Genomic DNA, 25,352 nt, shown 5'->3' with positions numbered 1-25,352 from the left:
GTGGCGGGCGTGACGATGGAGTCATGTCCACCGTCACGCAGACCCTCCTCGGGATCGCGCTCGTGACCATCGGCGCGGTGCTCGCCCTGACCCTCCCCGACCACGAGTGGGGGTGGTTCCGCGGCCAGCCGCTGGGCGTCGTGCTCGTGGTGCTGGGGGTGGTCGACCTCGTCGAGGTGATCGCCCGCCGGAGGTAGCGCCGGGGGCACCGTCCACTTGCGCAGTTCGAACAAATGTTCGAACATGGACCGGTGAGCGTCCACCCCCTCGAGTCCCTGGACGCCGCGGAGCTGGTCGACCACCTCCGCGGCCGGATCCAGGCGCTCCAGGGAGGCCCGACCCGGCTCGCCGTGCCCACCCACCCGGTGCTCGAAGGCCTGGTCCAGCTGCGCACCGGCGGCGTCTACGCCGTCGACTCGGCCAGCCTCGGCATGGCCCTGGCCGCGGGCGCCTCCCGGGCCGGGGAGTGGGTCGGCTTCGCCGGCTGGGACGACTTCGGCGTCGAGGCCGCCCACCAGTGGGGCATCGACCTGTCCCGCACCGTGCTGGTGCCGGCGCCGGGGGAGCACTGGCTGGAGGTCACCGCCGCCCTCGTCGACGTGCTCAAGGTGGTCGTGCTGCGCCCACCCGGCCAGGTCGACGCCAAGTCGGCGAGCATCCTCGACGCCCGGCTGCGCGCTCGCGCCGGCGTGCTCGTCGTCCAGGGCGACTGGCCGCGTTGCGAGCTGCGGCTGAGCGCCGAGCGGAGCACGTGGCTGGGCATCGGCGCCGGGCGCGGCCGGCTGCGCGAGCGCCACGTGGAGCTCGTCGCCCGCGGTGGCGGGCGGGTGCCGGCACGCGCCGAGGTGGTGCTCGGGGACGGCGAGGTCGCCTGATGCGGACCATGGTGGTGTGGTGCCCCGACTGGTCGGTGACGGCGGGGCTGCTCGAGCTCGCCGACGGCCGCGACGAGGACGACCCGCCGCACGACGTGGCCGCTCCGGCCGTCGTCCTGGCGAACAACCGGGTGGTCGTCTGCAACGCCACCGCCCGGGCCGAGGGAGTACGCCGCGGCCAGCGTCGCCGCGACGCCCAGGCCCGCTGCCCCGACGTGGTGCTGCTCCCGGCCAGCCCGGACCGGGACGCCCGCTGGTTCGAGCCGGTGCTCGCCGCGGTGGAGGAGGTGCGTCCCGGTGTCGCGCCGCTGCGTCCCGGGCTGATGGCGCTGCCGGCGCCTGGCCGGTTCTTCGCGCGCGGGGGAGTCGGCGGGGAGGAGGCGGCCGCTGCGGTGCTGGCCGAGCACCTCGTCGACGCCGGGGTGTGGGACTGCCGCTTCGGTGCCGCCGACGACCTGTACGCCGCCGAGCGGGCCGCGCGCCGTGCCGACCCCCAGGGGTGCCTGGTCGTCCCGGCCGGCGGATCGGCGGAGTTCCTGCGCGGGCTGCCGGTGACGGTGCTCGCCGACGACGGCCCCGAGGGGGCCGAGCTGGCCGACCTGCTGCGCCGGCTGGGCCTGGTCCTGCTCGGCGACTTCGCCGCGCTCTCGCCCGCCTCGGTCAGCAACCGGTTCGGCGCCTACGGCGTCGAGGTGTGGCGCCGGGTGCAGGGCGAGGAGGTCACCCGGCTGGCCTCGCGCACCCCGCCGCCGGAGCTGGCCTGCGAGATCTCCTTCGAGCCTCCTCTCGACTCCGCGGAGGCGGTCACCTTCAGCGTGCGCACCACCGCGGAGCGCTTCGTCGCCGGCCTCTCCGAGCGCCAGCTCGTCGCGACCGGGGTGCGCATCGAGGCCGAGTTCGAGGACGGCGTCTCGGCACGCACCTGGTTGCACCCGCGCTGCTTCACCTCGCGCGACCTCGTCGACCGGGTGCACTGGCAGCTGCAGGCAGGGATGGCGAGCTCCGGGCTGCGCAGCCGCAAGTCGACGGGGGAGACGATCACCTCCCCGGTGACCCTGGTCCGGTTCCTGCCCGACACCGTCGAGCCGGCCGGCGCCCACGTCGACGGCCTGTGGGGCGGCGGCGCCGACGACCAGGTCGTGCGCGGGGTGGCCCGGGTCCAGGCCATGGTCGGGTACGACGCCGTGCGGGTCCCCGTCCGGCAGGGCGGTCGCGGCCCGGCCGACCGGCAGGCGCTGGTGCCGTGGGGCGAGCGACCGGTCGGCCTGCGCCCGGTCGACCGGCCGTGGCCGGGCCGGCTGCCCGGGCCGGCGCCGAGCCGGGTCTTCGCCGAGGCTCCGGAGGCCGAGGTCGTCGACGAGGCCGGGGTGGTCGTCGCGGTCACCGACCGGGGCCGGGTGACCGGCGAGCCGTGGCGGTTCCGGGTCGGCGTGCACTGGCACCCGGTGGCGGCGTGGGCGGGGCCGTGGCCGGTCGACGAGTCCTGGTGGCTCGGGCCGGGCAGCGGCGGCCGGGCCGCCCGCTTCCAGGTCGTCGGGGTGGACGGCCGGGCGTGGCTGCTGCGCTGGCGCAGCGCGGGCGGCTGGGAGGTGGAGGGCGCCTACGACTGAGCCCGCGCAGGCCTAGAGCAGCGCCGCGAGCAGGTCGGCCGCGCGGGCGGCGCCGTCGGTCTCGACCGGGCGGTAGTGCACCTGTTCGTGCACCGTCTTGGCGATCGCCTCGGCGAGCAGGTCCGGGTCGCTGGCGTCCTCGTAGGGCACGCACCGCCCGGGCGCCGTACTGCTCGAGGCGGTGGCGCACGTGGAAGTTCTGCTCGAAGTGGTGGCGCAGCGGGACGTAGAGGAACGGCCGCCTGCTCGCGGTCAGCTCCATGCAGGTGGTCAGGCCGCCCTGCACGACCGCGAGGTCGCAGGCCGCGAGGTGGCGGTACAGGTCGGGCAGGTAGCCCCGGACCCGCACCCCGCGGCGCCGGGGGAGCGACGACGGGTCGATGCGCGGTCCGCAGACCACGAGGAAGTGCAGCCCCGGCACCAGGCGCCGGGCCAGCGGGACGGCGTCGAGCACCCGTCGCAGCAGCGACGTGCCGACGCCCGACCCGCCGACGGTGACCAGGCAGACCACGTCCTCCTCGCCGTAGCCGAGCGAGGACCGCAGCCGGGCCGACTCCTCCTCGGTCGGCGGCGCGGAGCCGGGGACGTAGCCGCAGAAGTCGAAGTGCGCCTGCGTCCACTCCCGGATCCCCGGCAGGCCGGGGCCGAGGAGGCGTCGACGACGTCGCCGGGGTTGCCGACGAAGACCGACCGGTCGCGCAGGTGCCGGTAGCGCTCGCGCTGCTCGAGCATCTCGGCGTTGTGGTCGGCGGTCAGCGCGGCTTCCGCCTCGCCACCGTCGGGCATCGGCAGCCAGCCGACGAAGTCGGTCATCCACGCGAACGGGAACCTCTTGAGCTCGGGGTTCTCGTGCAGGAAGTGGTCGACCTCCCACGCCTCGTCGCCCGCGCATGCTCTACCTGTCCTCCCCGATCCCGTGCGCGGGTCCAGGTCGTCGTCACCGGGCGCGGGAAGACCCGGTCGGCGAGCTCGCCGATGAGGTGGTTGACCCGGACCGGTTCCCGTGCGGGCGGGGCGTGCCCGACGCCGTCCATCAGGACCAGCGAGCCGCCGGTGAGCTCGGCCAGCCGGCGGCCGATGGCCGCCGGGCGCACCTTGTCGTCGGTGCCGTGGACCACGAGGACCGGGCACTGCACCCGGGCACACAGCGGCTCCAGCGGGGTGGCCTCGGCGCCGTGCAGGCCGAGCCGACCGGCGACCGTGTCGACCAGGGTCGCCGGGTCGGTCTCCGAGGCCCAGGCGACGAAGTCCTCGCGCTGCTTCGTCGAGTGCGGCTCGTGGTGCATCTGGTGGGCGAAGAAGTCGACGAAGTCGTCGTACCCGCCGCCCAGCCAGTGGTGCTCGTTGTACTTCGCCCAGCCGCGGTTGCTGTCGAGGCGCGCGTCGAAGGCGAACTTGTCGCGGGCCGGGCTGGGCACCGACAGCCCACAGGACGGTGCGATCGCGACCAGGCCGGCCACCCGCTCGGGGTGGCCGGCCGCGAGGTGGACGGCCCACGCGGCCCCGCAGGAGAAGCCCACCACCAGCGCCCGCTCGGTGCCGGTGGCGTCGAGCACGGCCAGGGCGTCGGCGGCGTAGGCCGCGTCGGTGTACGCCGCCACGCCCGTCGGGCTGCCCGAGCGGCCCGACCCGCGCCCGTCGAAGGTCACCACCCGGTGGTGGCGTGCCAGCCAGGGCACCTGCAGCTTCCAGATCCGCGAGTCGACGATGGTCCACGTCGGCAGCAGCAGGATCGTCGACCTGCTCCCGGCGGCACCACCGTCTGGGCCGTCGGGGCCGTCGTGCACGTCCCAGGCGATCTCCACGCCGTCACGCACGACCACGCCGGAGCGGTCCGGTGGGCACGGGCGGTGCCGTGCCACGCCCGCCTGCTGGCCTGTCGGCTGGTTGCTCGCCATGGGTCCGCCTCCCTCGTCGTCCAGTGTGCTCCTGACCGGGCCCGCCGTCAGGGCCTGACCTCGAAGACCTGGTTGAACGGCGTCGTCGCCACCCGCGAGAACCGGGTGAAGCCGCCCGCGGTCGTGACTGCGGCGATCCGTCCCGGTCCGGCCTGGGTGCCCAAGGCCAGCCCGACGTCCTGCGAGAGCGAGGACGGCGTGCACAGCAGGGTCGAGAACCCGTGGTAGGCGCGGCCCACCGGGTTGAGGTTGTCCTCGACGCGGTCACCGGCCATCGGCTCGACCACCATCCAGGTGCCGTCGTCGGCCAGCCGGCTGCGCACGTGCCGGGCGGCGCCCACGGGGTCGCCCATGTCGTGCAGGCAGTCGAACATGGTGACCAGTCCGTAGCCCTCGCCGGTGAAGCCGTCGGCCGGAGCCACCTCGAAGCTCACCCGGTCCGCGACGCCTGCGGCGGCGGCCCGCTCCCGGGCGACCGCGATCGACTCGGGGTGGTAGTCGGAGCCGACGAAGCGCGAGGCGGGGAAGGCCTGCGCCATCAGGATGGTCGAGGCGCCGTGCCCGCAGCCGACGTCGGCGACGGTCGTGCCCTGCTGGAGCCGGTCGACCACACCGTCGAGCGCGGGCAACCACTCGGCGACGAGGTGCGCGTGGTAGCTCGGCCGGAAGAACCGCTCGCAGCCGACGTGGACGTCGGTGTCGTGCTCGTGCCACCCGACTCCGGCGCCGCTGCGGGCCGCCTCGATGACGTCGGCGGTGTCGTGCACGGTGCCGAGCGCGATCTGGAAGAAGCCCGGCAGGAAGGCGGGGCTGTCCTCGACGGTGAGGGCGACCGCCTGCTCCGGCGGCAGCGTGTAGGTGGTGGTGGCGGGGTCGTAGGCGACGTAACCGCCTGCGGCCTGGGCGTTGAGCCACTCGCGGGCGTAGGGCTCCTCAGCACTCGCGGCGGCGACCGGGACGCCCGCCTGCTGACGGCGGCGGAGACGGCCTGGAGCGCGGGGCTCCCGCGCCGGGCCCTGGCCCTGCTCGACGGCGCCGCCGGGGAGCCCCGGGTGCTGGCGCTGCGGGCGACCATCGCGGTGCGCAGCGGCTCCCTGCAGGACGGGATCGCCCTGCTCGAGGAGGCCGCGGACGCCGTCGACGACGTCGACGAGCGGGTGCTGCTCCTGGCCGAGGCCATGCACGCCAACTTCTTCCTCGGCGACGGAGCCGTCAGCCGGCGCCTGGTGGACGAGGTGACGGCCGCGCTGGCGCACGCCACCACCCGTCGGGCCCGGGCGCTGGGCACCCTGGCGCTCGGTGTGGCCAGGGTGCTCGCCGGGACCGGCGGGATGGCGGAGCTGCGCGCCGCCGTACCCCTGCTCGCGGAGGAGCCGGGGCTCGCGGTCGACCCCCGCGGGTCCTCGTGGTTGATGTACGCGCCGCTGTTCATCCGCGACGTCGGCACCGGGCACGAGCTGCGCAAGCGGGTCGCCGAGGCCCGGGACCGGGCCGGTGTCGGCGCCCTGCCGGGGGCTGCTCTTCCAGGTCTCTCGCGACGGCGCGACGAGCGACGGCTGGCGCCGTGCCGCGGCGGACTACACCGAGGCGATCCGGCTGGCGCGCGACACCGGCCAGACCGCGGAGCTCGCCATGTGCCTGGCGGGCCTGGCCTGGCTGGAGGCGCGCACCGGGCGCGCGGAGGAGTGCCGGGCGCACGCCGGGGAGGCGCGCCGCCTCGCCCGCAGCCGGGACATCCGCGCAGCGGAGGTCTGGTGCCTGCTTGCGCTCGGCGACCTGGCCCTCGCGGCGCCGGATCCCGGCGCCGCGCTGGTGTCGCTGCGGGAGGCGGAGGAGCTGCAGTCGCAGCACGAGATGGCCGACCCGGACATCTCGCCCGTGCCGGAGCTGGTGGCGGCGCTGGTGCGCCTCGGGCGGGCCGAGGAGGCTGGGCTGCTGGTGCCGCCGCACCTCGCGGCGGCCGACGCCAAGGGGCAGCCGTGGGCGGCCGCCCGGGCCCGGCGCGCGAGCGCGATGGTCGCCGACGACTTCGACGACCTGTTCGCCGAGGCACTGGTGCTGCACCGCGACACCCCGGACCTGTTCGAGGCGGCCCGCACGGAGCTGGCGTACGGCGAGCGGCTGCGCCGGACCGGTCGCCGGGTCGACGCCCGCGAGCACCTCCGCGCCGCCCTCGCGGGCTTCGCCGACCTCGGCGCCGAGCCGTGGGCCGACCTCGCCGCGACCGAGCTCGACCTGACCGGGGAGCGGGTCCCCGAGCGCGCGCTGGGCGGGGTCGCGGCGCTGACCCCGCAGGAGCTGCAGGTAGCGCTGCTGCTGTCCGACGGGCGCACCACCCGCGAGGCCGCGGCCGCCCTCTTCCTCAGCCCGAAGACCGTGGAGTACCACCTGCGCAAGGTCTACACGAAGCTCGGCGTCCGCTCACGGGCCGAGCTCGCGGCGGCGGTGGCCGACGCCTGAACGCCTCGAAGGTGCCCAATCTGGATGACGCGGGGCGTCCGCAGGCTTCCTAGCCTCGGGGCAGGGAGCACGAGGGAGGAACGGCCATGCACCTGGCACCGTGGGGTCGCCGCGACCCGGAGCGCTCGCGGTTGCTGACCCTCGTCCTCGGCGTCACCTGCCTCCTCGTCGCCCTCGTCGCGGCGCTCGTCGCCGGCCCCCTCCCCGCGGCCGAGTCCGCACCCTCCCCGGTGCCCCCGGGCACGGTCCGGGCGTGGGGCGGCAACGCCTTCGGCGAGCTCGGCGACGGCACCACCACGGCGCACCGCCTCGCCGCGCCGGTGAGCGGACTGACCGATGCGGTCGACGTGCACACCGGCCGCGAGCACGCCGTCGCCCTGCGCGCCGGCGGCACCGTGGTCACCTGGGGCAGCAACCAGATGGGCCAGCTGGGCGGCGGTACCACCGGCGGCCGGAGCCCGACGCCGGCGACGGTCAGCGGCCTCATAGACGTCGTCCAGGTCTCCACCGGCCACTACCACTCGCTCGCCCTGCGCAGCGACGGGTCACTGTGGACCTGGGGCTACAACCACGCCGGCCAGCTCGGCGACGGCACGACCACCACGCGCAACCGGCCCGTCCGCATCGGCGGGACCCGGACCTGGGCGTACGTCGCTGCCGGCCGCGACATGAGCTACGCCATCGGCACTGACGGATCCGTGTGGGCATGGGGCCTCAACGGCGACGGACAGCTCGGCGACGGCACCACCACCAACCGGTCCACCCCGGTGCGGGTCGGCAGCCTCACCGACGTCGTGCAGGTCGCCGGCGGCCGTGACCACGGCCTCGCACTGCGGGCGGACGGCTCGGTGTGGGCCTGGGGGTGGAACGCCTACGGCCAGCTCGGCGACGGCACCACCACCGACCGGACCAACGCCGGTCCAGGTGGCCACCGGGATGACGATGGTCGCCGGTGGTGCGCACCACTCCTACGCGCTGCGCGCGGACGGGCAGGTGGCCGCGTGGGGGCGCAACTACCGCAACGAGCTGGGCGACGGCACCAAGACCCAGCGCACCCGCCCGGTCCTCGTCCAGGGCGTCACCGGGGCGGTCAGCATCGGCTCCGGGCGGGACCACGGCCTCGCCGCCCTCGCCGACGGCACCGTGCGGGCGTGGGGGCACAACACCTCCGGACAGCTGGGCGACGGCACCGTGACCAGCCGCGCGTCCGCCGTCACCGTGACCGGGCTCGCCGACGCCCGCAAGGTCAGCGGCGGCGCCGAGTTCTCCGTCGCGATCTCCTCGACCGGGACGCCGCCGGCCAACCAGCCGCCGGTGGCCCGCGCCACCGGGTCGTGCGACCAGCTGGCCTGCTCCTTGTCCGGCACCACCTCCACCGACACCGACGGCACCGTCACCGGCTGGTCGTGGACCTTCGGCGACGGGACCACCGGCACCGGCCCGAACCCCACCCACACCTACGCCTCCGCAGGCACCTACACCGTCGGCCTGACCGTCACCGACGACGACGGCGCGACCGCCGCGACCACCGTCCAGGTCACCGCCACCTCGAGCCCCGGCGGCACGGCGGTCACCCACCGGGCGTCGAGCGGCACGAACCGCAACTCCACGACGGCCCCGGTCGTCGTACCTGCGGCGACGGAGGTGGGCGACGTGCTCGTCCTGTTCGTCACCATCAACCGGCTCGGCACGGCCACCACCCCGGCCGGCTGGACGCTGCTGGGCACCGCCAGCGACACCGACGTGCGCTCGTGGGTCTACACCCGCACCGCCGTCGCCGGCACTGCAGGCTCGACGGTGAGCGTCACGTTCGACGCCACCAGCAAGGTCGACGCCACCCTGGTCGTGTACGACGGCGGCGCGGCCACCAGCGCGACCGCCCAGGTCGAGACCGGCTCCGGCACCAGCCATGCCGCGCCGGCGACGACGGTCGCGACGAGCGGGTCGCGCGTCGTCCACCAGTGGGCGACCAAGATCAACGCCACGGCGACGTGGACCCTCCCGGGCGGGCTCGCCGCGCGGCGGACCAGCAGCGGCGGCAGCGGGAACGGCCAGGTGTCCGCGGTCGTGGCGGACGGCGGCCCGGTGCCCGCTGGTCCGCGGGCGGCCCGCTCGGCGACCGCGAGCGTGTCCTCGGCCAAGGCGATCGCCTGGACCGTGGTCGTCGCCCCCGACTGAGATCCGGTCTACCCTGCGAGGACACGCAACCGGAGGTGACCTGATGGCGCGCAGCGGCAACCCGGCGGACCTGGTCGCACGGAACCTCGAGGCGCTGCGCGGTGCGCTCGAGCAGAGCGTCACCGTGCAGACCAGCCGGCTGCACGACCTCGTCGACGACCTCGTGGCCCGCGGGTCGCTGTCGCGCGCCGAGGCCGACAACCTCGTGTCCCAGCTGCTCAGCGCCAGCCGGGCCTACTCGCAGACGCTGCTGCAGGTCCTCGACGGCATCACCGCCACCGCGACCGCGCCGGTGCGCGCGACCGCCGGGCGGATCGCCGAGACGGTCTCCCAGACCGTGCGCAGCGCCCCGATCCGGGTGCCGGGGCGTCGGGCGTCGACCGGTCGTGCGCTGCCCGACCTGTCGACGCTGACCGTCGCGCAGGCGAAGGAGCAGCTGGACGGGCTCGACGCGGCCGACCTGCGCCGGCTGCGCGAGCAGGAGGTCGCCGGGAAGAGCCGCAAGGGCGTCCTCGACGAGATCGCCCGCCGTCTCGGGTAGGGCCCGGCAGGGATCAGGTGCAGGGCCAGGAGGTCGTCGTCATCGTCCTGCGCGCCCCGGACCGGAGCACGACGCTCGCGCGCACGACGCCCGCGGTCCGCGGCGCGACCTTGCGCAGCACGAGCGCGGACCGGTCCACCCCCTTCCCGGTGAGCCGGACGCGACGGGTGCCGTCGACGGTGATCGTGATCGCGCGGGCCCGGGCGCGCAGGGCCGCGCTGAAGGCGACCCGGACGCTGTGGGTCGCGCACCGACGGTGGCCCGGGACGAGGAGCGATCGTCCGTTGCCGCGGAGGGTGCGGCGGGTGCCGACAGGCATGAAGGTCGCCGAGCTGAGGACCGTGGCGTCGTGGGCCTTCGCGGCCGTGGTGCCGGTCGAGACCGAGGTACGGGCGCCGCTGTAGAAGGTGGCGTCGTAGGTGCCGGCGGGGAACCTCTTCGGCTTCGTCGTGCCGCCCGTGGTGACGTCGAGGCGGAGCGGGCCGGGCCAGTTGCTGACGCCGACGTGGCCGTGGGCCTGCCCGTTCCCGGCCTGGTCCAGCACGCGGCTCCGCGCCACCACCCACGACGCGACCGGCAGCGTCACCTCGACCTCGGCGGTCCCTGCGACCTCGTCGTCGAAGCCACAGGTGGCCGTGGGGTTGGGCCTGATCGACGACGCGGCGTTGGCGCGCACGTCGACGCGCACGCCACCGCGAGCGTCCCGGGTGATCCGCGCGGTCGTGGACACCGACCGGCTCCACCGGGTGCCGGCGTAGGTACGCACGCCGGATCCCCCGGTCGTCGTGTGCCACGCACCGTCGGCGGGCAGGGCGACGGGGGCCGTGGTCGTGTCGCCCGCGGCCGTCGCGGGGCACGTCGCACTGCTGTGGCGGTAGAGGAAGCCGCCGGCGTCGAACGACCCGGTCACGGTGGGCGTCGCGGCAGACGTCGGCACGGGCTGGATGGCGAGCGCCGCGGCGAGGAGCGCGGCTCCCGCCACCTTGCCGGCAGCGCAGGGACGACGTGCGGACATGGAGCAACCTCCCGGAGGGCGACGCCGGGACCTCCGCCGGCAGGCGGCAGGATCCTAGCGACGGCGGCGTCCGGCTAGAGGTACTGCCCGGCCTCCGGCGCGCCAGCACGCCAGCCACCGGCCCTGGCCTGCCCGACGGCGTGCACCACCGGCGGCTCGGGCACCGTCGGTCACTGTCGCCACCTCAGGGTTCGTTCGGGCACAGTTGTCCCGTGTGCGCCGGGAGGTCCGGCGCTGGTCCATGATCATCCAGGGGTCCGACAGTGAAGACCGACCCGAAGAAGGAGTTCGACTGCTACCGGGCCAGGCGCGGGGAGCTCCGCGTCCTGGAGGTGCCGCCGCTGCGCTACCTGATGGTCGACGGGCAGGGCGACCCGAACACCGCACCGGCGTACGCCGACGCCCTGGCCGCGCTCTACCCGGTGGCGTACAAGGTGAAGTTCGCCAGCAAGAAGCAGCTCGACCACGACTACGTCGTCCCGCCGCTGGAGGCGCTGTGGTGGGCCGACGACATGGCCGTGTTCACCTCCGCGCGCGACAAGTCACGCTGGAGCTGGACGGTGATGCTGATGGTTCCCGACCACGTCCCGCAGGAGCTGTACGACGCCGCGCTGGTCGAGGTGGGTCGCAAGGACCCGCCCGTGGCGCTGGACCGGGTCCGGCTCGAGCTGCTGGAGGAGGGCACCTGCGTGCAGACCCTCCACGTGGGGTCCTACGACGACGAGGGCCCGGTGCTCGCGCACATGCACGACGAGTTCATCCCCGGCCAGGGCCTGCGGATGACCGGGCGCCACCACGAGGTCTACCTCAGCGATCCCCGCCGGGTGGAGCCGGCGAGGCTGCGCACCATCCTGCGTCAGCCGGTCGCGCCGGCCTGACGGTTCTCCTCGCCCGCGGCGCCGTCCGGGCCGGGGGTCTGGCTGCTCCCGCTGCGGGTGCCCTCCGGGTCGTCGACCCGCTCGTCGGACTCCGCCAGGATGGCCTCGGCCTGCGCCTCGGGGTCCGCGCTGCCCGCCTCCACCTCCTCGGGGAGGAGCTCGGCGCGCTCGTTGATCCGCTCGTCGTCACGTCCCATGGGGACGCGCTACCCGCTCCCAGGCCCGCCATGCGACCCCAGCGGGGCCAGTGGGTCCCGCAGGTCCAGCGGCAGGGGGACTACCAGGTGCGCACCCACACGCAGTGCTCGGACCTGCGCAGGGTCTCCACGGCCTCGGTCGTCAGCGGCTCGGAGGCGTCGGTGACGACGTACCCGAGGCGATCACGGGTGGAGAGGTGCTGCGCCACGACGTTGTCGCCCGCGTCGGCGAAGGCGGCGTTGAGCTCGGCCAGCACGCCCGCGACGTTGTGGTGCAGGAAGCCGATCCGGTGGCCCGGGGTCAGCTCGCCCGGCTGCACCTCGGGGAGGTTGACCGACAGCGCGGTGCTGCCCTCGAGCGCGAAGCGGGCCAGCTTCTCCGCCACGAACCCGCCGATCTCCTCCTGCGCCTCCTGGGTGGAGCCACCGATGTGCGGGGTGAGGATCACGTTGTCGAGGCCGCGCAGCACGGAGTCGAACGGGTCGCCCTGCTTCTTCGGCTCGGCCGGGAAGACGTCGACCGCGGCGCCGGCGATGTGGCCGGACAGCACGTTCTCCCGCAGCGCGTCGTAGTCGACGACCATGCCGCGCGAGGCGTTGATGAACATCGCGCGTGGCTTCATCTTGGCGAACTCCGCGGCGCCGAAGAAGCCGGCGTTGCCGGGGCGGCCGTCGACGTGGAGGCTGACCACGTCGGACTCGGCGAGCAGCGCGTCCAGGGACCGCAGGCGGCGGGCGGTGCCGTGCGCGGGGCGGTCGGCGGTGTCGTAGAAGACGACGTTCATGCCCATCGCCTCGGCGACGGTCGACAGCTGGGTGCCGATGTTGCCGTAGCCGACGATGCCGAGGGTGCGGCCGCGGACCTCGTGGCTGCCCTTGGCCGACTTGTCCCAGATGCCGTCGTGCATGCGCTGGGTCTTCTCCGGCAGGCGGCGGGCCAGCGCGATGATCTCGGCGATGACCAGCTCGACCACGCTGCGCGTGTTGGAGTACGGCGCGTTGAACACCCCGATGCCGCGCTCGGCGGCCGCGGTGAGGTCGACCTGGTTGGTGCCGATGCAGAAGCAGCCGACCGCGAGCAGGTCGGGCGCGGCGTCGAGGACCCTCGCCGTGACGTTGGTGTTGGAGCGGATCCCGAGCAGCTGCACGCCCGGCAGGGCGGCGACCAGCTCGTCCTCGGACATCGACCCCGCGCGGAGGTCCACGTCGTAGCCGCGGCCCTCCAGGTACTCGACGGCAGCAGGGTGGATGTTCTCGAGCAGCAGCGCCTTCACGGTCCAACCGTAGGGGAGCGGCGAGGTCTCGGCGAACCACGGCCCCCAGCGTGATACGCACACGGTGGGGCAGGCCACGCAGCCGGGTTCTCGTCGAACACGTGTTCGACTAGGATCGGACCATGGGATGGAACAACCCACCCGTCCCGTGGCGGGAGATCGAGCGGCGGCTGTCCGGGCGCGCGCCCGCCTTCGAGGCGCCCGTGTCCCGGCGCAAGCGACCGCGCGAGGAGCCGGAGCAGATCGCCCGGCCGACCGACGCGACGCCGTACGCCGAGCTGCACTGCCACAGCCACTTCAGCTTCCTCGACGGGGCGAGCAGCCCGGTCGACCTGGTCCGCGAGGCCGCCCGGCTCGGGCTGGACGCGCTCGCGCTGACCGACCACGACGGGTTCGCCGGGGCGCCGCTGTTCGCCGAGGCGGGGCGCGACTACGACCTGCCGGCCGTCTACGGCGCCGAGCTGTCCCTTGGCCTGACCCGCACCCAGAACGGCGTGCCCGACCCCGAGGGCAGCCACCTGCTGGTGCTGGCCCGCGGGGTCGAGGGCTACCACCGGCTGTCCGGGGCGATCACCGAGGCCGGGCTGCGTGCACCGGAGAAGGGCAGCCCCGTGCACGACCTCGACGAGCTCGCCGAGCGCGGCCGGGGGCACTGGCTGGTCCTCACCGGCTGCCGCAAGGGCACGGTGCGCCAGACGCTCGCCACCCACGGCCCGCGCGCCGCCGCCGAGGAGGTCGACCGGCTCGTCGAGCGCTTCGGCCGCGAGCACGTCGTCGTGGAGCTGATCACCAGCGACCTGCCCGGCGCCGACGAGACCAACGAGCTGCTGGCCCGGATCGCCGACGACCGGCGCCTGCCCGCGGTCGCCACCGGCAACGTGCACCACGCCACCCCGGACGGCCGGCGGCTGGCCGCGGCGATGGCGGCGGTGCGGGCGCGGCGCAGCATCGCCGAGCTCGAGGGCTGGCTCGACCTGTCCGGTGGCGCCCACCTGCGCAGCGGGGCGGAGGTGCTGGAGCGCTTCGGCCACCGTCCCGACGTGGTCGGCCGGTCCGTCGTCCTCGCGCGGGAGCTGGCCTTCGACCTCCGCAAGGCCTCGCCGCGTCTGCCCAAGCAGGGCATCCCCGAGGGCCGCACCGCCGGCGAGCACCTGCGCCACCTGGTCGAGCAGGGCTTCGCCCAGCGCTACGCCGGCCGCGACCTCGAGGCGAAGGCGCGGCAGCGGGTTGATGCGGAGATGCAGGTGATCCTGCAGAAGGACTTCGCCGGCTACTTCATCATCGTCCACGACATCGTCGCCTTCGCCCGCAGCAGGGGGATCCTCTGCCAGGGCCGGGGGTCGGCGGCCAGCTCCGCGGTCTGCTACGCGCTCGGCATCACCGCCATCGACCCGGTCTACTTCGACCTGCCCTTCGAGCGGTTCATCTCCCAGCACCGCGAGGAGGAGCCGGACATCGACATCGACTTCGACTCCGACCGCCGCGAGGAGGTCATCCAGTGGGTCTACGACACCTACGGCCGCCGCAACGCCGCCCAGGTGTGCAACGTCGTGAGCTACCGGCCGCGGATGGCGGTGCGCGACGCGGCCAAGGCGCTGGGCTTCTCGCCCGGCCAGCAGGACGCGTGGTCGAAGTCGATCGACGGGTGGGGGAGCGAGGTCGAGAAGGGCCTGGGCATCCCCGACCAGGTCGCCGGACTCGCCGAGGAGCTGATGGGAGCCCCGCGCCACCTCGGCATCCACTCCGGCGGGATGGTGCTCACCGAGCGCCCGATCGGCGAGGTGTGCCCGATCGAGAAGGCCCGGATGCCCGGACGCACGGTGCTGCAGTGGGACAAGGACGGTTGCGAGTCGATGGGGCTGGTGAAGTTCGACCTGCTCGGCCTCGGCATGCTCGGCGCCCTCGACCACATGATGCGGCTGATCGAGGAGCACACCGGACGCCGCTGGACCCTGGAGACCATCCCGAAGGAGGAGCCCGAGGTCTACGACATGCTCTGCCGCGCCGACTCCATCGGCGTCTTCCAGGTCGAGTCCCGCGCCCAGATCGGGACGCTGCCGCGCCTCAAGCCGCGCCGCTTCTACGACCTGGCCATCGAGATCGCGCTGATCCGCCCGGGGCCGATCCAGGGTGGGGCGGTCCACCCCTACATCCGCCGCGCGATGGGCCGCGAGCCGGTCACCTACGACCACCCGCTGCTCGAGCCGATCCTGGGGCGCACCCTCGGCGTCCCGCTCTTCCAGGAGCAGCTGATGGCGATGGCGGTCGCGCTGGGCGACTGCACCGCCGACGACGCCGACCTGCTGCGCCGCGCGATGGGCTCCAAGCGCGGCGTCGAACGGATCGAGAAGGTCAAGGGCCGGCTCTACGAGGGCATGGCCCGCAAGGGGATCACCGGCGACCGCGCGGACGCGATCTACGTCAAGATCCTCTCCTTCGCCGGCTTCGGCTTCGCCGAGTCGCACGCGCTGAGCTTCGCCCTGCTGGTCTACGCCTCGTCGTGGTTCAAGCTGCGCTACCCGGCCGCCTTCCTCGCCGGCCTGCTGCGCAACCAGCCGATGGGCTTCTACTCCCCGCAGTCCCTCGTCGCCGACGCCCGACGGCACCAGGTGAGCGTGCTGCCGCCCGACATCGCCTGCTCCGGCGCCCAGGCCGGGCTCGAGCCGTGCCCGCCGCACGGCGCCGACCGCCACCGCTACGACGACGGGCTGGCCGTGCGCCTGGGCCTCGACTCGGTCAAGGGGATCGGCAAGGAGCTCGCCGAGCGGATCGTGGCCGAGCGCGCCACGGCGCCGTACGCCGACCTGCCGGACCTCTCCCGCCGGGCCGGGCTGACCACGGCCCAGCTGGAGGCGCTGGCGACCGCCGGCGCCTTCGACTCCCTCGGCCTTGACCGCCGGCAGGCGATCTGGATGGCCGGCTACGCCGAGCACGACGGGCAGCTGCCCGGCAGCACCCCGGCCCCCGCGCCACCGTCGCTGCCCGGGATGAGCGCGATGGAGGTGACCCTCGCCGACCTGTGGTCCACCCGCATCTCCACCGACGTCCATCCGGTCGAGCACTTCCGCGAGCAGCTCACCGCGGCCGGGATCCGGTCGGTGGGGGAGCTGTCCACCACCGAGGCCGGCCGCCGCGTCCACGTCGCCGGGCTGGTCACCCACCGCCAGCGCCCCGGCACCGCCAGCGGCATCACCTTCCTCAACCTCGAGGACGAGACCGGGATGCTCAACGTCGTCTGCTCCCCGGGCGTGATGAAGGCCCACCGCCAGGCCGCCCGCAACAAGGTCGCCGTCGTGATCCGCGGCGTCGTCGAGCGCCAGGACGGCGTCACCAACCTCGTCGCCGACCGCGTCGAGACCCTCGACACCGTCCTGCCCGGCACCGGCGACGCCCTCCAGGCCCGCCAGTCCTCCCGCGACTTCCGGTGACGCGCCGGGAGGCCGATTCGGGTCAGGCCATCCGGCTGCGGTAGTGTTCCGTTCGCTCCGGCGGCGATCCTGCTGGAGCTTCGGGCTGTGGCGCAGCTTGGTAGCGCACTTGACTGGGGGTCAAGGGGTCGCAGGTTCAAATCCTGTCAGCCCGACCGAAGGAACCGGCTCTGGCCTGCGGAGACGCAGGGGCCAGGGCCGTTCCGCATTTCAGGGCGATTCGCCGGGCTTCCCGGCGACCCGGCGGCACCAGCCGTCCCGGGGTCGTGTCAGCCCGGACGGCGCGGGACGTGGTGGTCCCGCGCCGTCACCAGCTCACCGCCTCACTGGCTCGCCTGGCTGGCGATGAAGTTGACGAGCGGCGGGGAGGACGCGAAGGAGTAGTTCGCCGTCCACCCTCCCGCGTCGCCGCCCTCGGTGATCGACGTCGGGTTGTCCCCGCCGATCGGCGTCAGGATGAGCAGGGGAGCGAAGGTGAAGAGCGACCCGTCGAAGCTGATCGTGCATCCGTTGGGGCCGTTCGTCGTGACGCTCACCCCGGCAATCGGAACCTGCAGCTCACAGCTGGGAAGGATGACTCCGGTCACCTGGTGGACGGGACCTGCCGGTCCCTGCGGTCCGGTCGCACCCCAGGTCACCTGCACCTCCTGAGTGGTGCATCCGCCGCCATCGCCCTCGATGATGCGGACCTTTCCGTTCGTCTTGTGGACACACGCAGTGAACTCGTCGGCGTTGCCAGTGGTGACATCGGCTGAAGCGAGGCCGACGCTGCCGAGGACGACGACGCCTGCGAGGACGGCGGCCCTGCGGAGCCGGCTGGTTGGAGCTGCATCACTTGGATCCCATCGAGAAGGCGCGACCAGCGCGCGGATTGCTGATGTCTCCCTCCTCCGGCGAGCGTAGGTACGTCGTCGCCGGGGGTAGGGCGAACCGAGAAAGACCGGGGTGGGCCGCCGACAAACCCGGGGTCCGGTCGCTCGAACCACGGGTACCCGCCCTCAGCTGCCCTTTCGCAGCGGCGCGAGCCGGTCGCGGAGGTCACCCAGCGTGCCGTGGCCGTCAACGCAGACCGGGTCCGCCTGCGTGGATGACCCGCACCCGGTCGCCCGCGCCTCCGCGACGTCGGAGACGAGGTCGCTGACGCTGGCGTCGGAGAGCACCCAGCCCAGCGGCGCCGACAGCGTGGGCTGGGTGGCCTGGTGCACGACGAACACCTGCGGCTGGGGCGCCTGCGCGGAGAGCAGCTGCTCGCACGGGGTCGGGTCCGTGCCAGGGACGCTCGGTGCGGAGCACAGGAAGCCCTCGGCGGCGTCGGCTGCCTGCTGGAGCAGGGCCTGGGTCGACGAGCGGCGGGTGGTGGCGGCGCCGATCGCCCACAGCGGGACCAGGCTCTCGGAGACCGTCCGGCCGCGCTGGCGGATGCCGAAGCTCGTGGCCGGCCCGTTGTCGAGGTAGACCACCATCGGCACCACCAGCGGGCCGGTCCCGTCGGCGAGCACCTGGTCGTTGTGCGCCCGGACCAGTGCGCCCCACTGCGGGGCGAGGTCGTTGATGGTGCCCAGGCCGGTGTTGTCGGCGAGCCCGCCGTCGACGAGTGGCGTCTGCGCGAAGCCGCGGCACGGGCCGACCACTGCGGACGGCGTGACGTAGGGGAAGCGGCCGGAGACCAGCGCCGCGGTGAGGGCGCTGACGATGCCGAGGCAGCGCTGGGCGTCGTCAGTGTCGTCAGTGTCGTCAGTGTCGTCAGTGCCGTCGCTGCCCGTGCCCTCCTCGGGGGAACCGAAGGCACCGAGGACGTCGTAGCTGTTCGGGCCGGCCCCACCCGCACCGCAGCCAGGGGCGTTGCTCCGCTCGGTCATCTCCGGCGCGGCGCTGAGCTCGGCGGGGGAGAGGTCGACCTGGCTCCACAGCGCACGGCAGCCGTCGTAGGAGTCGGTGGAGGTCAGGACGAGGTGCCCGGTGACCGAGGCAGGCGCCGTGTCGGCCTCCTCGACGAACCGGTGCGCGGCGGCACCGTCGTCGATGCCGGCGTCCTCCCAGGCCCGCCGCCAGACCTCCTGCATGACGGCAGCCCGGTCGCTCCCGTCGGGGTGGGTGTCGGCGGGTGGCGTGCCGAGCCGGAGGCCGGTGGCGGTCGCGACGAGGTCACCGGTGACGAGGGTGACGGCACCGGCCCCGAGGGAGTCGGGGCCGCGGACCGCCTCGACCGCCGTGACCGGCTCGTCGTCGTACCGCCCGATGGTGAGGCCGAGCGAGCCACCACTCGCGCCGGTGGAGAAGAGGGTCAGGTCCTGCCCGCAGCTCCCGCCGGCGTCCGCGACCTCCTCCAGCCCGAGCGCCGTCCAGTACGTCGCCCGGATGCCGCCACCCTCGGCGGCGAGCATCAGCATCGGCCGGACGTCGAAGGACCGCGCCTCCCCGTCGACGACCACGCCCACCACGTGGGGGACGACGCAGCCCGTGGCGCCGTCGACCCAGGCCCGGAACGCGTCGGCGAGCGTCGGTCGCGCGGGGACCAACTGGTGGGGCGGGTCGTCCTGGCCGATGCCGTGGACGAAGGTGGACGAGCCGAGCTGGGCGTTGAGGAACAGCCCGACCACGACGAACGGCACGATCGGCGTCGCCGTCAGCCACGGCCGCGGGACGACCAGCAGCGCCTCCGGCGGACGGGTCTCCTGGGAGTAGGCGACCACGACGCCGAGCAGCACCATGAGCGCACCGAGGGCGAGCGTCACGGCGGCGACGACGCCGACGGTGGTGGCCCAGCCGATCGGGTCGAACGCCATCCAGCCAAGCACGGCTCCGGACGCGACGAGGAGCAGGACCCGGAGGCCGTGGCTGGTCCGCCCGGTGACGCACGTGGTCCCGCCGACCTCGCAGAGCGGTGCCGTGGGGGTGGCCCACGCCGCGAGCCCGGTGGTCCGGTCCGGGTGCACGGCCGCATCGAGCGTCGCCAGCAGCCGGTTGGCCACCCACCACGGCGCGACGGCAGCGCCGACCGCCACCAGCAGGGCGACCCACCAGCCCCACGGCACGTCGACGTCGTCCTTCGTGACGCCGACGGTGACCACCCCGGTCCAGGCGCGCATCATGCCCAGGCCCATGGCCGCCACCGCCGCGATGGCGAGGACGTCGCCGACGGCCATCACCTTCGCCGGGTCGACCGGCCGGCCGGGCCGCGCAGCAGGGCTCTGTCCACCGCCGTCCTTGCCGGCCACCTGGAAGCGCCAGCGGGCGAGGCAGGACAGGACCGGGACGGCCACGGTGATGAGGCAGAAGATCGCGAACCGGCGTCCGTCGACCGGCCAGTCGTTCGCCAGCGCCAGGACGAGCAGCAGCACGGCGAGGGCCGGCGCGAGCAGCCAGTGCCACAGCGGGGCATGGCGGGGCTGGCCCTCCGGGTGGTACCACGGCCAGGCGTGCCCGTCGGTCCGCGCGTCGTGGCTGCGCTTGAACGCGCAGTCCGCCCGGAGTCGGCCGAGGAAGAAGATCGCGGCCACGACGACGAGCGCCGCCACGGCTGCGGAGGCCATGTGCCCGGCCTCGGCGCCGTGCTCCAGCCAGCGGCGCTCGATGTCCGGCACCTGGTCGCCGACCTTCGGCACCGGGAGGCACGCGAGGGCTGAGACAGGGAGGAACGCGAGCAGGGAGTAGCGCTGGATCCACAGCGCCCGGCGCCACGGCGCCACCACCTCGCCGCGGTCCCGCACGACCACCGACAGGGCGAGCAGGGCGACGACCACCGCGACCGCCGCCCACTTGACGCCGGTGGCCACCCACAGCGCGGGAGTCGGGTCGTAGCCGCCAAGGGCCCCTGCGGCGACGCGGCCGTTGCCGGACACCCACAACAGCAGGTTCTCGACGACGTCCGCGACACACAGCCCCCAGACCACGTTGCGCAGCACGGGACGCCACGTGCGTGGCACGAAGGTGGAGCGGACCACCAGGACCAGCAGCCGGGCGTAGACCGCGATGAACACGAGGTCGACCACGAGGAAGCAGCGCAGCAGCCGGTTCCACGCGACGAGGTCGTCGCCGGCCATCGGGAGCGTCCAGGACTGCTGCACCACGTCGGTCGGGAGCCCGGAGAGCCGGCGGAAGTCGATCGCTGCCTCGGTGCCCGCCACGAAGCCGCGGGACAGCCCGTTCACCTCGTTGAGTGCCAGCAGAGCGGCCACGAGGAGTGTCAGGACGACCCCGACGCCGTACCTGCGGCGCTCGGGACGCAGGTGGACGGTGCGGGTCGCCTCCGGCGGGGTCACCCGCTCGCCGACGAAGAGCCGCCAGAGCCTGGTCGCCGGACCAGGCCGGGGTGGTGCTGGGTCCAGGTGTTCCTCCATCGCACCGGCTCCCTTCCGGTCCCCCTCCTTGCATGGTGGACCTCGGCAGGGACAGGTGCAGGAGAACGCCGGTCTTTACCTTCGATGCGGTAGGGGCAGCGGGATCATCCGGCCCCACCGCCGGATACGCCTCCACCACCCGGGTACTCGCTCACAATGCGAGCAGTCACCTGGCAGGGAGTCCGAGACATCCGCGTCGAAGAGGTGCCGGACCCGAAGATCATCGACCCCACGGACGCGATCATCCGCGTCACCACCACGGGGCTCTGCGGCTCCGACCTCCACCTGTACGAACCGCTGGCGCCGTTCATGACGCCCGGCGACATCGTCGGCCACGAGCCGATGGGCATCGTCGAGGAGGTGGGGCCGGGGGTGCAGCAGCTGAAGGTCGGCGACCGGGTCGTCGTACCGTTCAACATCAGCTGCGGCGACTGCTTCATGTGCGGGCAGGGCCTGCACAGCCAGTGCGAGACCACCCAGAACCGCGACCAGGGCACCGGTGCGAGCCTGCTCGGGTTCAGCAAGCTCTACGGCGGGCAGCCGGGCGGGCAGGCGGAGTACCTCCGCGTCCAGTTCGCCGACTTCCTCCCGATCAAGGTCCCCGAGGGCCCGTCCGACGACCGGTTCGTCTACCTCTCCGACGTGCTGCCGACCGCCTACCAGTCGGTGCGGTACGCCGACGTGGCCGGTGACGACGTGCTGCTGGTCATGGGCGCGGGCCCGATCGGCGACATGGCCGCGCGGATCGCGATGAACGAGGGACGCCGCGTCATCGTCGCCGACTGGGTGCCCGAGCGGCTGTCCCGCGTCGCCTCCCGAGGCGCCGAGACGATCAACATCGACGCCGTCGACGACGTCGGCGACGAGGTTCGCGACCGCACCGGCGGGCGCGGCGCCGACGCGGTCATCGACGCAGTCGGCATGGAGGCCCACGGCAACCCCGTTGCGGAGAAGGTCATCAAAGCCGTCGGCCTGCTCCCCGACAAGATCGCCGAGCCGATGATGAAGAAGGTCGGCATCGACCGGCTTGCCGCGCTCAACACCTCCTTCGACGCCGTACGACGCGGCGGCACCGTCTCGATCATCGGCGTGTACGGCGGGGCGACCAGCCCGATGCCGCTGATGCAGATGTTCGACAAGCAGGTGCAGGTCCGGATGGGCCAGGCCAACGTGCGGCACTGGTCGGACGAGATCCTCCCGCTTGTGCTGGACGACGCCGACCCGCTCGGCACCGAGGACTTCGCCACCCACCGCCTCCCGCTCGACCAGGCCCCGGAGGCGTACGCGAAGTTCCGTGCCAAGGAGGACGGCATGGTCAAGGTGGTCTTCACCCCCTGACCGCGACCTGACCGCCACCCGTGCCGCGCAGAGGGACCCGCAGGACGGGACCTTCGACCCTCGCGGAACGCTCGCGCTCGACGCACCATCGGGACGTGGACACCGAGAACCTCTCCAGCGCCGCGCCGGTCCGGGTGCGGGACATCATGAGCCCGCAGCCGGTCACGGTGCGCGCGGACGCTCCGCTGGCGACCGTGGCCCGCCTGCTCGCCAGGCACGCCATCACCGCCGTCCCGGTCGTCGACGACCACGGCCGTGTGGTCGGCGTGCTCAGCGAGGCCGACGTCCTGCGGCACGACCGGATGGGTGATCCGGCGATGGCGGTGATGGGCACGGTCGTCGCCCTGGTGCACCCGGAGACCGAGCTGGCGGAGCTGCGCCGGATCCTCGGCACCACGGTGGTCAAGAGCGTGCCCGTCGTCGACGCGGCCGACCACGTCGTCGGGATGGTCAGCCGCAGCGACGTCGTGCGTGACCTCGTGGGCCACGAGGCCGGCGACGGCCCGGCGGTCGAGCAGTGAGCGGCGCACCCCGCCTGCACGATCTGACGCCCGACGAGTGCGAGCGGCTGCTGCGTGCTGCGGTGCTCGGTCGGGTCGGGCTGGTCGCGGAGGGGCGCGTCGAGGTGCTGCCCGTCAACTACACGACGCACGGCGACGCCGCCTGGGTGCGCACGTCGCCCGGTTCGCTCCTGGACCGGTACGCCGACGGGACCGAGCTCGTCCTCGAGGTCGACCACGTCGACCACGAGCGCGGGCACGGCTGGTCCGTGGTCGCCCGAGGCCACGGCGAGCGGGTGACCGAGGACGAGCGGACCGACGAGGAGCGGCGCCGCCCCGGCCCGCCGCGCTGGGTGCGCCGCGAGGACGAGGTCTGGGTCCAGCTGCGCTGGGAGGAGCTGACCGGCCGTCGTACCGGCACGGCCTGGGACCTGACCGCGGGGCTGCCGGTACGACGGGTCTGGGGCTGACCCTCCTGGTCAGCTGATCAGCTGCCGGGTCCGGTGCTCACCGGCACCACCGCGACGACACCCTGCGCCCGCTCGACGACGGCGGTGGCGACGTGCGGTCGGGCGTCGTCGACTGGCCGACGGCCCACGACGACGAGGTCCCACTCCGCGGTGCGCCACCCGACCACGTCCTCGACGAAGCCGTGGGCGACGCGCTGGTCGACCTCGACGTCGGGCCAGGTCGCGGCGAGTCCTGCCAGCGCCTCCGCCAGCCGGCGGTGCGCGTCGTCCCCGGCTCCGCGGTCGTCCGAGACGAGGGTGGTGCTGCGTCGGCCGGCTGCAGCCGCTGCGGGCTCCCAGACGCAGTGCAGTGCGGTCAGCGGCTGCTGGTGCAGCGACGCCTGGGCGAAGGCGAAGTCGAGCACGGGGGCGGACGCGGCGCCGGCCTCGACGGCGACGAGCACCCCGCGCCCCCCGTGGCCGGAGACCCGCGGACGGCACACGACGACGGGGCAGTGGGTGCGCCCGGCCACGCCGCGGCTCACCGAGCCGAGCAGGGCGCTGCGCACCGGCCCGCGCCCGTGCGAGCCGACGACCACGAGGTGGGCGTTTCGGGACAGGTCGACCAGCACCTCGACGGCGTCACCCTCGGCGGGGACCGGGGTCACGGCCACGTCGGGGGCGACCTCGTGAGCCGTCGCGAGGGCGGCGTCGAGCAGGCGCTGCTCGTGGCGTGTGCCGACGGCCGCGACGATCATCGGACGCCGCTCGAGGCGGGCCTGGGCGGCGGCCCAGCGCAGGGCGCGATCGGCGTGCGTGGAGCCGTCGACGCCGACGACGATGCTGTGGTGCGGGATCGCGGTGGTCATGGCCCCACGATCCGCCCGTCGGGACCCGCGGGACACGGGCCGACGCCCCGGCCCTGCGGGACCTTCGTCCCTCAGCGGATCGCGACCAGCACGCCGACCTTGTCGATGCGGTGCTCGGGGTTGTCGAACCGGTCGGCCCAGTAGTTGCCTGCCGCGTGGTCCTCCGGGGTGGCGCAGGTGGACAGCGTGATCATGGCGCGCGTGGGGGTGACCCCGGGCCGGCCGGGCACGGCGGCACGTTGCGCGCGCAACGAGCGCGGGGAGCGGAACGACGTCTGGCGGGTCGCGGTGATCCGGTAGACGTACGTCGCCCTGGCGGTCCGCACCACCACCCGGTCCCCCCGGCTCAGCTCCGGCAGTCGCAGGAACGCCTGCGTCGACGACAGCCGGTGGGCGGTGACCTGGTAATTCCCGATGCCGCCGGGGCCGGTGCCACCGCGGGGCCCGTGCGGGCTCGCGCCGCGGCCGCGGTCCTGGATCCGCGTGCCCGGACCATCGTCGGTCCGACCGCGGTAGGGCAGGACGACGAGGCTGCGCAGCCCGATGCGGGGGATCGTCAGCTCCGCGCGCACCGGTCGGCCGTCGGACGCGAGCGGCTCGGTGGTCGGGCTGGACGTCGGGGAGCCCGGCACCGCCTCGCTCGGTGAGGTGCTGCCCGTCGGTGAGGTGCTGCCGGTCGGCGAGCCCCCTCCGGACGGGGCGTCGTCGCCGGCAGGCGAGCAGCCCAGCAGCAGCGTCAGGGTCGCGCCGACGCCGCACGCGCGGAGGGAAGCCGTGCGCATGTCGCGCCCCTCGTCAGACGAGGCCCAGCTCGCGGGCCCGCACGCCCGCCTGGAAACGGGACTCCGCGCCCAGCGCGCTCATCAGCTCGGCGACGCGGCGCCGGTAGGTGCGCACGCCGAGGCCGAGGCTGCGCGCCGCGGCCTCGTCCTTCACGCCGCGGCTGAGCAGGTCGAGGACCTGCGGGGCGATGTCGCGGATCTCGGCGACCTGCGCGTCGAAGTCACTCAGGTCGGTCGCGTTGCGCCACACGGCGTCGAAGAGGGCAGCGACCCCCGCGACCACGTCGGGCTGGGTGATGACGCTGTAGGTACGGCGCCCTGCTCGCGGGTCGCCGCCCAGGATCGCGATCCGTCGGTCGATGAGCATCGTGTCGTTGATGTCGTCGGTGGTGATCCGGATGCTGGCGCCGTGCGACTCGCAGAAGCGCGCCAGGTCGCGCGCGGCCGCGGGGTCGAGGGCCGCGTTCGGCAGGTAGATCTTGCGCAGCCGTACGCCGTCGGGCGGTTCCGACGCCACGACCCCGGTCGCCTCACCCGCCCGTCGGGCGGCACGCCACGTGTGGAGCGTCGTCGCGGCGAACGCGACGTCGGTGGCCGCAGCGATGAGGTGGCCGGTGCGGGCGACGAGCTCGTCCTCGCCATGGACGACGGCGACGCCTTCTGCAGACCGGGTGCTCACCCCTCGATCATCCTCCGGACGGCAAGGGCGGGGGAGGGGTG

At 74.2% G+C, this 25,352-nt stretch carries 22 protein-coding genes, 1 tRNA gene and 2 pseudogenes; 13 read left to right on the top strand and 12 right to left on the bottom strand.

The window, feature by feature from the left end:
- Window positions 1–23: 23 nt before the first annotated feature.
- From NOCJ54_RS29380 to NOCJ54_RS0107420, 3 genes are read left to right on the top strand one after another with little or no spacing between them, the layout of a single operon-like run.
- Window positions 24–197, top strand: a complete 174-nt coding sequence (locus tag NOCJ54_RS29380) for a hypothetical protein (RefSeq protein ID WP_157514819.1) — start codon at window positions 24–26, stop codon at window positions 195–197.
- A gap of 54 nt (window positions 198–251) precedes the next feature.
- Window positions 252–875 (top strand): hypothetical protein, encoded by a 624-nt coding sequence (locus NOCJ54_RS24405; protein WP_051485574.1) that lies wholly within the window; start codon window positions 252–254, stop codon window positions 873–875.
- On the top strand, window positions 875–2,485 hold the full coding sequence (locus NOCJ54_RS0107420; protein WP_028654999.1) for a DNA polymerase Y family protein: 1,611 nt from the start codon (window positions 875–877) through the stop codon (window positions 2,483–2,485). The genes NOCJ54_RS24405 and NOCJ54_RS0107420 overlap by 1 nt, the downstream gene beginning before the upstream one ends.
- 12 nt (window positions 2,486–2,497) lie before the next feature.
- Here the strand turns inward: NOCJ54_RS0107420 and NOCJ54_RS30235 are convergent, their stop codons facing one another.
- The 4 genes and pseudogenes from NOCJ54_RS30235 to NOCJ54_RS24395 form a co-directional block, all read right to left on the bottom strand.
- Window positions 2,498–2,635, bottom strand: coding sequence for a hypothetical protein (locus NOCJ54_RS30235; protein ID WP_232221704.1), 138 nt, complete (start codon window positions 2,633–2,635; stop codon window positions 2,498–2,500).
- Between the two features lie 94 nt (window positions 2,636–2,729).
- A pseudogene (locus NOCJ54_RS30230) lies at window positions 2,730–3,377 on the bottom strand (hypothetical protein); the annotation flags it as partial.
- Window positions 3,295–4,383, bottom strand: coding sequence for an alpha/beta fold hydrolase (locus NOCJ54_RS30225; RefSeq protein ID WP_232221703.1), 1,089 nt, complete (start codon window positions 4,381–4,383; stop codon window positions 3,295–3,297). The pseudogene NOCJ54_RS30230 and the gene NOCJ54_RS30225, both read right to left, overlap by 83 nt.
- A gap of 47 nt (window positions 4,384–4,430) precedes the next feature.
- Window positions 4,431–5,639: a class I SAM-dependent methyltransferase gene (locus NOCJ54_RS24395; protein WP_232221702.1), complete on the bottom strand. Its 1,209-nt coding sequence runs from the start codon at window positions 5,637–5,639 to the stop codon at window positions 4,431–4,433.
- Between the two features lie 238 nt (window positions 5,640–5,877).
- On the opposite strand from NOCJ54_RS24395, the gene NOCJ54_RS0107405 reads away from it, so the two are divergent.
- From NOCJ54_RS0107405 to NOCJ54_RS0107395, 4 genes and pseudogenes are all read left to right on the top strand, one after another.
- Complete coding sequence (locus tag NOCJ54_RS0107405) at window positions 5,878–6,843, top strand: LuxR C-terminal-related transcriptional regulator (protein WP_028654998.1); 966 nt, start codon at window positions 5,878–5,880, stop codon at window positions 6,841–6,843.
- Between the two features lie 86 nt (window positions 6,844–6,929).
- Window positions 6,930–7,745, top strand: a pseudogene (locus NOCJ54_RS30675) (RCC1 domain-containing protein); the annotation flags it as partial.
- Window positions 7,746–7,779: 34 nt separating this feature from the next.
- Window positions 7,780–9,021, top strand: a complete 1,242-nt coding sequence (locus NOCJ54_RS30500) for a PKD domain-containing protein (RefSeq protein WP_051485573.1) — start codon at window positions 7,780–7,782, stop codon at window positions 9,019–9,021.
- A gap of 43 nt (window positions 9,022–9,064) precedes the next feature.
- Window positions 9,065–9,562 (top strand): hypothetical protein, encoded by a 498-nt coding sequence (locus NOCJ54_RS0107395; protein WP_028654997.1) that lies wholly within the window; start codon window positions 9,065–9,067, stop codon window positions 9,560–9,562.
- 13 nt (window positions 9,563–9,575) lie between these two features.
- Here NOCJ54_RS0107395 and NOCJ54_RS0107390 read toward each other — a convergent pair whose 3' ends face one another.
- Window positions 9,576–10,577 carry a hypothetical protein gene (locus tag NOCJ54_RS0107390; protein WP_028654996.1) on the bottom strand — a complete coding sequence of 334 codons (1,002 nt, stop codon included), beginning with the start codon at window positions 10,575–10,577 and terminating at the stop codon, window positions 9,576–9,578.
- A gap of 263 nt (window positions 10,578–10,840) precedes the next feature.
- On the opposite strand from NOCJ54_RS0107390, the gene NOCJ54_RS0107385 reads away from it, so the two are divergent.
- Window positions 10,841–11,455, top strand: coding sequence for a GyrI-like domain-containing protein (locus NOCJ54_RS0107385; protein ID WP_028654995.1), 615 nt, complete (start codon window positions 10,841–10,843; stop codon window positions 11,453–11,455).
- Here the strand turns inward: NOCJ54_RS0107385 and NOCJ54_RS24380 are convergent.
- Together NOCJ54_RS24380 and serA are read right to left on the bottom strand one after the other, a co-directional pair.
- Window positions 11,434–11,652 (bottom strand): hypothetical protein, encoded by a 219-nt coding sequence (locus NOCJ54_RS24380; RefSeq protein WP_036517168.1) that lies wholly within the window; start codon window positions 11,650–11,652, stop codon window positions 11,434–11,436. The genes NOCJ54_RS0107385 and NOCJ54_RS24380 overlap by 22 nt on opposite strands.
- Window positions 11,653–11,732: 80 nt before the next feature.
- On the bottom strand, window positions 11,733–12,926 hold the full coding sequence (gene serA / locus NOCJ54_RS0107375; RefSeq protein ID WP_028654994.1) for a phosphoglycerate dehydrogenase: 1,194 nt from the start codon (window positions 12,924–12,926) through the stop codon (window positions 11,733–11,735).
- A 122-nt stretch (window positions 12,927–13,048) separates the two neighbouring features.
- Between serA and NOCJ54_RS0107370 the strand changes: the two genes are divergently transcribed.
- A complete protein-coding gene (locus NOCJ54_RS0107370; RefSeq protein WP_028654993.1) occupies window positions 13,049–16,354 on the top strand; it encodes an error-prone DNA polymerase in 3,306 nt (1,101 codons plus the stop codon).
- An 81-nt stretch (window positions 16,355–16,435) separates the two neighbouring features.
- A tRNA-Pro gene (locus NOCJ54_RS0107365) sits at window positions 16,436–16,509 on the top strand.
- 168 nt (window positions 16,510–16,677) lie between these two features.
- On the opposite strand, the gene NOCJ54_RS0107360 is transcribed toward NOCJ54_RS0107365, so the two are convergent.
- Together NOCJ54_RS0107360 and NOCJ54_RS0107355 are read right to left on the bottom strand one after the other, a co-directional pair.
- A complete protein-coding gene (locus NOCJ54_RS0107360) occupies window positions 16,678–16,890 on the bottom strand; it encodes a hypothetical protein (protein WP_028654992.1) in 213 nt (70 codons plus the stop codon).
- 462 nt (window positions 16,891–17,352) lie between these two features.
- Entirely contained in the window at window positions 17,353–20,694 is a 3,342-nt protein-coding gene (locus NOCJ54_RS0107355; protein ID WP_028654991.1) for a hypothetical protein, read from the bottom strand.
- Between the two features lie 156 nt (window positions 20,695–20,850).
- Here NOCJ54_RS0107355 and NOCJ54_RS0107350 point away from each other — a divergent pair, with 156 nt between their 5' ends.
- From NOCJ54_RS0107350 to NOCJ54_RS24370, 3 genes are all read left to right on the top strand, one after another.
- Window positions 20,851–22,032 carry a zinc-dependent alcohol dehydrogenase gene (locus NOCJ54_RS0107350; RefSeq protein ID WP_028654990.1) on the top strand — a complete coding sequence of 394 codons (1,182 nt, stop codon included), beginning with the start codon at window positions 20,851–20,853 and terminating at the stop codon, window positions 22,030–22,032.
- 95 nt (window positions 22,033–22,127) lie between these two features.
- Window positions 22,128–22,553 (top strand): CBS domain-containing protein, encoded by a 426-nt coding sequence (locus tag NOCJ54_RS24375; protein ID WP_051485572.1) that lies wholly within the window; start codon window positions 22,128–22,130, stop codon window positions 22,551–22,553.
- On the top strand, window positions 22,550–23,002 hold the full coding sequence (locus tag NOCJ54_RS24370) for a pyridoxamine 5'-phosphate oxidase family protein (RefSeq protein ID WP_051485571.1): 453 nt from the start codon (window positions 22,550–22,552) through the stop codon (window positions 23,000–23,002). Before NOCJ54_RS24375 ends, NOCJ54_RS24370 begins: the two co-directional genes overlap by 4 nt.
- 17 nt (window positions 23,003–23,019) lie before the next feature.
- Here NOCJ54_RS24370 and NOCJ54_RS24365 read toward each other — a convergent pair whose 3' ends face one another.
- The 3 genes from NOCJ54_RS24365 to NOCJ54_RS0107325 all read right to left on the bottom strand — a co-directional run bounded on the left by NOCJ54_RS24365 (window position 23,020) and on the right by NOCJ54_RS0107325 (window position 25,311).
- A complete protein-coding gene (locus tag NOCJ54_RS24365) occupies window positions 23,020–23,850 on the bottom strand; it encodes a universal stress protein (protein WP_051485570.1) in 831 nt (276 codons plus the stop codon).
- Between the two features lie 71 nt (window positions 23,851–23,921).
- Window positions 23,922–24,632 carry a sortase domain-containing protein gene (locus NOCJ54_RS0107330; protein WP_051485569.1) on the bottom strand — a complete coding sequence of 237 codons (711 nt, stop codon included), beginning with the start codon at window positions 24,630–24,632 and terminating at the stop codon, window positions 23,922–23,924.
- Between the two features lie 13 nt (window positions 24,633–24,645).
- On the bottom strand, window positions 24,646–25,311 hold the full coding sequence (locus NOCJ54_RS0107325) for a response regulator transcription factor (protein ID WP_028654988.1): 666 nt from the start codon (window positions 25,309–25,311) through the stop codon (window positions 24,646–24,648).
- Window positions 25,312–25,352 lie beyond the last annotated feature (41 nt).

The sequence above is a fragment of the Nocardioides sp. J54 genome, from assembly GCF_000519005.1.
Lineage (GTDB): Bacteria > Actinomycetota > Actinomycetes > Propionibacteriales > Nocardioidaceae > Nocardioides.
The sequence above is the reverse complement of the archived record's forward strand: the minus strand, read 5'-3'. Positions and strand labels throughout refer to the sequence as shown.

Coding starts and splice junctions, on each gene's coding strand:
- NOCJ54_RS29380 (WP_157514819.1), top strand. CDS start 24: ATGTCCACCGTCACGCAGACCCTCCTCGGGATCGCGCTCGTGACCATC.
- NOCJ54_RS0107420 (WP_028654999.1), top strand. CDS start 875: ATGCGGACCATGGTGGTGTGGTGCCCCGACTGGTCGGTGACGGCGGGG.
- NOCJ54_RS30225 (WP_232221703.1), bottom strand. CDS start 4,383: ATGGCGAGCAACCAGCCGACAGGCCAGCAGGCGGGCGTGGCACGGCAC.
- NOCJ54_RS30500 (WP_051485573.1), top strand. CDS start 7,780: ATGACGATGGTCGCCGGTGGTGCGCACCACTCCTACGCGCTGCGCGCG.
- NOCJ54_RS0107395 (WP_028654997.1), top strand. CDS start 9,065: ATGGCGCGCAGCGGCAACCCGGCGGACCTGGTCGCACGGAACCTCGAG.
- NOCJ54_RS0107390 (WP_028654996.1), bottom strand. CDS start 10,577: ATGTCCGCACGTCGTCCCTGCGCTGCCGGCAAGGTGGCGGGAGCCGCG.
- NOCJ54_RS24380 (WP_036517168.1), bottom strand. CDS start 11,652: ATGGGACGTGACGACGAGCGGATCAACGAGCGCGCCGAGCTCCTCCCC.
- NOCJ54_RS0107370 (WP_028654993.1), top strand. CDS start 13,049: ATGGGATGGAACAACCCACCCGTCCCGTGGCGGGAGATCGAGCGGCGG.
- NOCJ54_RS0107355 (WP_028654991.1), bottom strand. CDS start 20,694: ATGGAGGAACACCTGGACCCAGCACCACCCCGGCCTGGTCCGGCGACC.
- NOCJ54_RS0107350 (WP_028654990.1), top strand. CDS start 20,851: ATGCGAGCAGTCACCTGGCAGGGAGTCCGAGACATCCGCGTCGAAGAG.
- NOCJ54_RS24365 (WP_051485570.1), bottom strand. CDS start 23,850: ATGACCACCGCGATCCCGCACCACAGCATCGTCGTCGGCGTCGACGGC.
- NOCJ54_RS0107330 (WP_051485569.1), bottom strand. CDS start 24,632: ATGCGCACGGCTTCCCTCCGCGCGTGCGGCGTCGGCGCGACCCTGACG.